Below are 6,619 nucleotides of genomic sequence, written 5' to 3'. Positions count from 1 at the left end.
TGATTTGTTGTTGATAATTCAATACGGTTCAGTTAGAGCCAAAAATGTTGAATTGCGTAGGTTGGGTGGAGTGAAACGCAACCCAACATTTTCAAGATTTTGTTGCGTTCCACTGCGTCACACCCAACCCACAATTATCCTTAACTGAACCGTATTGGTTGATAATTCCCTATTTCTTCTAAAAATACATCATACCATTTTTGATTTTTATAGTACAATTGCACTAACAAACAAAATTACTGGAGCATGAGGATTCGCAAATATTCTTCATACAGAAAAATTAATTACTAATTTGGGAAGTATAAATTTAGGTGACTCACCTGGAAGAATTTGTCAAAAATTACGGTACCAAGTTGAATATATAAGCACAGTGAGGACATATGGATATTAAGTTAGGGTTTGGCTCTATTCCCAGAGTGCAATATGTCTTTGTCAGTAGAGAAGGAGATGTATGTTGGTATATGCTTGCCGAAGATGAAAAGCAAATACCGATTTACGACAAAGGGTTAACTGGGATAATTACAGGGATTGAATGTAATAAAAGTGTTGAAACTAAGTTTGGATTAACTAGCAAAACTGATTTGGCGATTTTGGCTGATAAGCCTTATGTAATTCGCTCTGGGCGAGAATCAATTTTCTCAAAGAGTTTGTTGTTATCGCTGGATGCCTTAACTATCGAACAGTTGCGAAATCCTTTAACAATTGCGGTTAGTCCTGGGGATAAAACGGTAGTTTTTTGCAACGTTTATGATCCTACAACCTATCGAGTAGTTGATTTTAGCTGGAATGGACATAGAGAGATTGATTTACAAGCTTTAGAAGAACGAGTCACCGATAAAATTAGTCGAGTTGCGGCAAATTCAGGACAAAACATCACGCATGGGGAATTAAGGCTGCAAATGATGACGCAGATAGATAAATATCTGACTCAGTTAGCTTGGAAACCAGAACAGGGGCGCAGGTATTTACAGCAGCACTATGGGAAAACTTCACGCCGACAGTTATCTGATTCTGAATTATTAGATTTTACTTTTAGGGTTATGGAAATGGCAGGTGTGATGCAAAATGTGTATACACAAAGTAGCTCACCAATAGATATTGATAAGCTGTCGCGTATTTAATTTGTATATGGGACGCAAGCAAGATGCCCTGGAGTTTTCCGTGAAGAATATCTCCCTGGAAACTCCTCTCCACACTACAGTAATTTGACGTTTTCGTCTTATACAATTTAGCCCCACATCAGCTTATCAAAGCTTCGTAAATTACCTCATAAGCTTATTTCTTGCCCACAAAACCCTAGAATCATCTCAATTTCAACGAATCAGTTATTCTTAATTTTCTCCGCGTCCCCTTATCTCCCCATCTCCCCATCTCCCCATCTCCCCATCTCCCCATCTCCGTGTCGGTTTAAGCATCAGCAAAGAAACCTAATATTATTGTGCTTGACAGAATTTTCGATCGCTATCATGTTGGGGGTATTGCCATGAATAAGCAAAGTGACTAATTCCGCGAACACGGGGGGCAAATTGTCGCAAGGCTTGCATTTGGATTTCTAAGGATGGACGATTGCTAATTGATTTTCCCCAGCTACCGGCGATCGCTGGTATGATTTGGGTGTCTGATTGAGAAATTCTCAATACACGCTCAACTTGTTGAGCTATACAACCAGCATTGCCACAGTTAGCATAGGACATGGGATGCCATTCTAAACTGCTGGGAAATCTGTCCCAAGGTTGCAAGCGCGAGTCATAACCTTGTCCTAGTATTTGATTACCTTCGGGAAAAAAGACTGTACCTGCGGGGATACCCATTTTTTGGGCTGGGTATGCAGCCATATTCACAAAATCAACTATTCCCTGCATGGCATGGGCTACGGAAAGTTGCCACAATTCTGATTGCAGTTGTGGTTGGCGTAATCCTGGGGGGATAATCGCTTTTTGCATGGTGGGATTACGACCTTGCCACAAAGGTTCGTTTTCTTGGGGATATAATCTATCTGTGTCGTTAATATCGCTGACTGTAATATATCCTTTGCCAATAAAGCGACGAATTAATTCTAAACCTTTGTAATTTTTTGCCCTTCTAAATAATGCTTGTTGGGTAGCTTCTGTATATAGCCACAAATCTGTAACTTTAGTGGCGATAGAATCTTCACCTGCTTGACGGGGATAACGCACGTAGTCGAATAATATACCATCGGGACGACGACGTGCTACTTCCTCTACCATCCGGTAATAATCGGCTTTGGCTTGTTTATTATAGGGGTCTATAAATACTTGAGTGCCGTTATCGACAACGTATAAACTGGTTTGTCCTTTACCGTTACGAGCGATCGCATTTTCTCGATCTTTTCTTTGGGCATAGCTGTAACCAAAGTTATTGGTATACATCCAAGAGTATACTTTTAAACCACGTTGTCGCCCTTTTTGAATTGCTGCTGCTAGTAAATCGGCATTTTCTGCACCGGGCAGATTAACTACTGATTTCCATGGGGTTGGGTTACGATTTGCAGGTAGCAAAACCCTACCATCATAGAAAGTTTCAACGTAAACCTGGTTATAGCCCTTATTGGCAATTCGATCCATAATGCGATCGAGGGAACCAGCTTTGATATCACAAGGGTACAAGCGCAACCAAATCGCTTGGACTTTTAACCAGTTTTGCTGGCGACATTCTTTGATAATTTGTGCATGTTGTTTCAGTATTTGTTTGTAGCTAATTTGTGCGGCTTCATTTCCCCGCAGTGCTGAAATTCGCAGGTTTTCTTTTTCTTGCACGCTTCGAGGTGATAATTGGCAATACTCGTTAACCTGGGCTGAAATTGGTTTATTTGCTAAAAACGGTAAAAGCAAACTACTAGTGACAAAGACAGCTAAAAGATGTCGCCAAAAGAACATTGGTTTTGCAACATTCAAGGGACGATTGGGCATACTAATTTTTGCTTTTGAATTTTAGATTAACAATTTACATAAAGAAGAGTCTGCTTTTATAGGCAGGTTCAGTCACTCGAATATAACAGACACACAAATAAATAATGTATTTGCAAGCATAATTAATCAATATTAATCAATTGTGATTATTTCTAATTCACGACAGATAAATATATTGTAGTTTTTTATACTAATTTTAAATAAGTAAATAGTAAGTATTTAGAAGGTGGGTACTTGCCCACCTCATGGTAAATAAACAGTAAATAATCTTGGGTTTTGCTTAAGCGCCACGTCGCAAAGCAGATTCAACCTGGACAAATTCTTCTTGTAAACGGTCTTTGAGCTTTTGTGGTACGGGACGGTTAGGATAGGAACTGTAATGTCCAGCCAGAGAGTTGAGTGCAGTTCGCATGGTGGTAAAAGAACTGAGGCTAGCAACTGAGCTATTACGTTGGTAACGAGCCGCAAACTCATTTATTTTTTGACGCGCTTCTGTTTGGACTACCCCTCTATCTGGCGCATCATTGGGCAATTCTAAAATATTTTTGAGAATGTTAACGACTGTTAAAGTATCTTGACTATAGTTTCCAGTTAAGGTGTCTGCATTGGCAGAAGAGGGAAAACTCATCAAACCGATGACTACAACCAATACCAAAGAAAGCAGGCGTGACAAATAGCGCTTCATAAACATTAAGTGAAACAATACCTAAATCAAAGTCCATACTATCTTGGATTGGTATCCGGGGGAAAGGAAAAGTCATATCCAGTCCGTTTCAAAACCGATCACATTCCATAATTGCGGGATGATTTGGGAATTTGTATCGAATAACAATCGCCCCATCTCCCCATCTCCGCTCAGTTCTTCTACACCCAATTAACTATTTTGAGGATTTTGATATCGATAAAAAACATGAGGTAAGTTGGCGTGGATAATATTGGCTTCATATAAAAAACCTATTTTTTGCATTACCCGTTCAGACCTTTTGTTGGCGATGAGAGTGTAACAAACAACGCTCTCATAATTAAAGTGATTAAATGCTATTTCTAATGATTTTGTACCAATTTCTACCGCCAAACCTTGACCCCAAAATTCCGGCATCAAAGCATAGCCAAGTTCAACTTCTTCACTACCATTGACTATTACTCTTCTAATCCCTCCTCGCCCTACAAATATGTCAGTCTTTTTGTCAAAAAAAATCCACTGTCCATGTCCGTAATATTCCCATTGCTTGCAGTTGGATGTGAGACTATCTTGGGCTTCTTCTCGACTCCAAGTACCTCCTAAGGTTGCCATAACTTCGATATTAGAAGCCATTTTCCAATAATATTTCCAATCCGATGGGTGTATTCTCTCACCTCGAAGCCTCTGGGTTTCTATTTGCTCAACTTGCATAAAACCAAGACTAATTCTGATCGAAATTCAATTGTAAATAAGGTAGCTAAATTTAGCATATTTCTCCCACAGAATTCTGAGTCTAAACTGCTGTTTTAGGCAATCATCTGCACTAAGGTTTGTGCATTTTGAACGATCGCATCCCAATTGCCTGTTTCGATGAGAGGTTTGGGGAATAATTCACTACTAACACCAACTGCGATCGCTCCGGCTTGGAGAAAATTGTGAGCATTTTCTAAGGTGACACCACCAGTAGGAATTAGGGGAATATGTCCTAGGGGTCCCTGTAAGCTTTTGATATAGTTCGCACCGCCCAGAGATTGTACGGGAAACACTTTAATACAAGGTACACCTAAATTCCAAGCACTAATAATTTCCGTGGGAGTTAGTGCCCCTGGATTCATGGGGATGTTTTTCTTGATACTTGCAGTAATTAATTCCGGGTCAACGTGAGGTGTAAAGACATACTCTGCCCCGGCGGAGATGGCATTGTTTAAGTCTCGGAGATTTAATACTGTTCCTGTACCGATAATACAGTCAGGCAATTCGCTGCGGAGTTTGTTAATTAAATTACCTGCATTGCTACTATTCCAGGTAATTTCAATGAGTTTGACTCCACCTGCGGCAACAGCATTAGCCATGTGCCAACCCAGTTCTAAATGAGAAGCTCGAATTACGGCGATCGCTCGATATTTTCGTAATTTTGATACCCAACCATCAATCATCTAATTAAAAATTCACTATTATTCATGAACAAATTATAAAATTAACCAGATTAATGTTACTTTTGTTTACACGTAGCAATACCCATGTGGATTCTGGATTAATGAAGTTGCAACTCTTGATCTAGGTTACATGAGTAATTGTGAAAAATCTGCCATTACCTGGTTTTTGGTACATTATGTTACCACTTAACAACGGTGAAGTCTGATATTTGTTCTCTGTTTAATTGCAAGGTAAGTGCATCAATTCAGACATGAATTACAAACAATTATTCAACAAAACAACCGCTTTTCTGGGAATTGTGGCAACTTTAACCTATGTTCAGGTTAGTCCATCCCTATCCCAGACAAAAAAACCATCTTTAACATTGCCGACAAACGCGCCGATTGCCAAAAACGTAGACAAAAATCGTCCGCTTTACAGTTTGCGGAGGCATATTTGGGATGTTTCCGATTTAGCTTTTAGTCGTAATGGTAAATTCTTGGTTAGCGCTAGTTTTGACGAAACAATTCAATTGTGGAACTTGTTGACACAAAAGGTAGTTCGTTCCTTCCCTGGGCATAAAGAAGGTGTGCAAGCAGTATTAATTACCCCAGACGCACAAACCTTAATTAGTGCAGGTGGCACAGCCAAGCCGAATAGTGACAAAGCAATTCGGATTACAAGCATGAAAAATGGTCAAATTATCCGTAATTTAAACAGTCACAGCTTGGGGATTACAGCTTTAGCCATCACTCCCGACGGACAAACCTTAGTTAGTAGTAGTTACGATCAAACCATTAAACTATGGCATTGGCAAACAGGTAAATTAATCAACACCCTCACCGGGCATGGTAGTTGGGTGCGATCGCTTGCCATTAGTCCTGATGGTAAAATTCTCGTGAGTGGGGGTGGTTCTCCCGACGAAAAAAGCGACAATAGCTTAAAAATGTGGGATTTACAAACAGGTAAATTAATTCGTAATCTCCCCGGAAATAGTAGTTATATTAGCTTTGTGGGCTTGACAGCAGACGGCAAAAAAATAATTAGCGGTAGCGAAACCGAAATCAAAATTTGGAACGCCAACAATGGCGAACTCACAAATACAATCAAATCACCTTCTCCCGAAGGCATAAAAGCGATCGCCATTAGTCCTAATAGTTTAACCCTGGCGACAACATCGTTAGATGCTTCCGTCAAGTTGTGGAACCTCGCAGATGGTAAACTTCTACAAACCTTGGTTCCAGCAGCTAATAATCATAATCTAGATCGATTGTACCCAAGCAGTGTTCGCTTTAGTCCCGATGGGGAAAAAATTGCGATCGGACATGGAGGAGGGGCGTATTTATCCCAGTTTCCCATTGATGTACTTCAGGTGAGGTAAGTCCTGACTGTTGAATTAGGTTTGTCTCCAAGAAAACTGATGTGGAGATAGGGAAACTGGGGGACGCAGAGAAAGACGAATAAAACTAATAAATCAGACTTTAGATTTTTGCATATTGATTTAACTCAAACTAAAGAAAGATGGAGCAAAATTAAATATTTTTTAGACTGATTACAAGCAAATAAAACGTTTGATTGTAATTTGGGGGCG

At 39.8% G+C, this 6,619-nt stretch carries 6 protein-coding genes; 2 read left to right on the top strand and 4 right to left on the bottom strand.

All coding sequences use genetic code 11. The features are described from left to right. Positions 1 to 380: 380 nt before the first annotated feature. Positions 381 to 1,121: a hypothetical protein gene (locus VB733_RS19530; RefSeq protein WP_323341723.1), complete on the top strand. Its 741-nt coding sequence runs from the start codon at positions 381 to 383 to the stop codon at positions 1,119 to 1,121. Positions 1,122 to 1,433: 312 nt separating this feature from the next. On the opposite strand, the gene VB733_RS19525 is transcribed toward VB733_RS19530, so the two are convergent. The 4 genes from VB733_RS19525 to VB733_RS19510 all read right to left on the bottom strand — a co-directional run bounded on the left by VB733_RS19525 (position 1,434) and on the right by VB733_RS19510 (position 5,048). Beyond that, positions 1,434 to 2,930: a family 10 glycosylhydrolase gene (locus VB733_RS19525; protein ID WP_323341722.1), complete on the bottom strand. Its 1,497-nt coding sequence runs from the start codon at positions 2,928 to 2,930 to the stop codon at positions 1,434 to 1,436. Between the two features lie 280 nt (positions 2,931 to 3,210). Continuing rightward, positions 3,211 to 3,615 carry a photosystem II protein Psb27 gene (gene psb27, locus VB733_RS19520; protein WP_323341721.1) on the bottom strand — a complete coding sequence of 135 codons (405 nt, stop codon included), beginning with the start codon at positions 3,613 to 3,615 and terminating at the stop codon, positions 3,211 to 3,213. 189 nt (positions 3,616 to 3,804) lie between these two features. Next, positions 3,805 to 4,323, bottom strand: a complete 519-nt coding sequence (locus tag VB733_RS19515; RefSeq protein WP_323341720.1) for a GNAT family N-acetyltransferase — start codon at positions 4,321 to 4,323, stop codon at positions 3,805 to 3,807. A 95-nt stretch (positions 4,324 to 4,418) separates the two neighbouring features. Beyond that, positions 4,419 to 5,048 carry a bifunctional 4-hydroxy-2-oxoglutarate aldolase/2-dehydro-3-deoxy-phosphogluconate aldolase gene (locus tag VB733_RS19510; RefSeq protein ID WP_323341719.1) on the bottom strand — a complete coding sequence of 210 codons (630 nt, stop codon included), beginning with the start codon at positions 5,046 to 5,048 and terminating at the stop codon, positions 4,419 to 4,421. 251 nt (positions 5,049 to 5,299) lie between these two features. Between VB733_RS19510 and VB733_RS19505 the strand changes: the two genes are divergently transcribed. Next, positions 5,300 to 6,409, top strand: coding sequence for a WD40 repeat domain-containing protein (locus VB733_RS19505; protein ID WP_323341718.1), 1,110 nt, complete (start codon positions 5,300 to 5,302; stop codon positions 6,407 to 6,409). Positions 6,410 to 6,619: the final 210 nt, after the last annotated feature.

Origin of the sequence: Calothrix sp. UHCC 0171, from assembly GCF_034931845.1 — a bacterium.
GTDB lineage: Bacteria > Cyanobacteriota > Cyanobacteriia > Cyanobacteriales > Nostocaceae > Brunnivagina.
This window is presented reverse-complemented; position numbering and strand designations above follow the sequence as displayed.

Excerpts from the sequence above, each read along its gene's own strand:
- psb27 (WP_323341721.1), bottom strand. The coding sequence starts at position 3,615 with ATGAAGCGCTATTTGTCACGCCTGCTTTCTTTGGTATTGGTTGTAGTC.
- VB733_RS19510 (WP_323341719.1), bottom strand. The coding sequence starts at position 5,048 with ATGATTGATGGTTGGGTATCAAAATTACGAAAATATCGAGCGATCGCC.
- VB733_RS19505 (WP_323341718.1), top strand. The coding sequence starts at position 5,300 with ATGAATTACAAACAATTATTCAACAAAACAACCGCTTTTCTGGGAATT.
- VB733_RS19515 (WP_323341720.1), bottom strand. The coding sequence starts at position 4,323 with ATGCAAGTTGAGCAAATAGAAACCCAGAGGCTTCGAGGTGAGAGAATA.
- VB733_RS19525 (WP_323341722.1), bottom strand. The coding sequence starts at position 2,930 with ATGCCCAATCGTCCCTTGAATGTTGCAAAACCAATGTTCTTTTGGCGA.
- VB733_RS19530 (WP_323341723.1), top strand. The coding sequence starts at position 381 with ATGGATATTAAGTTAGGGTTTGGCTCTATTCCCAGAGTGCAATATGTC.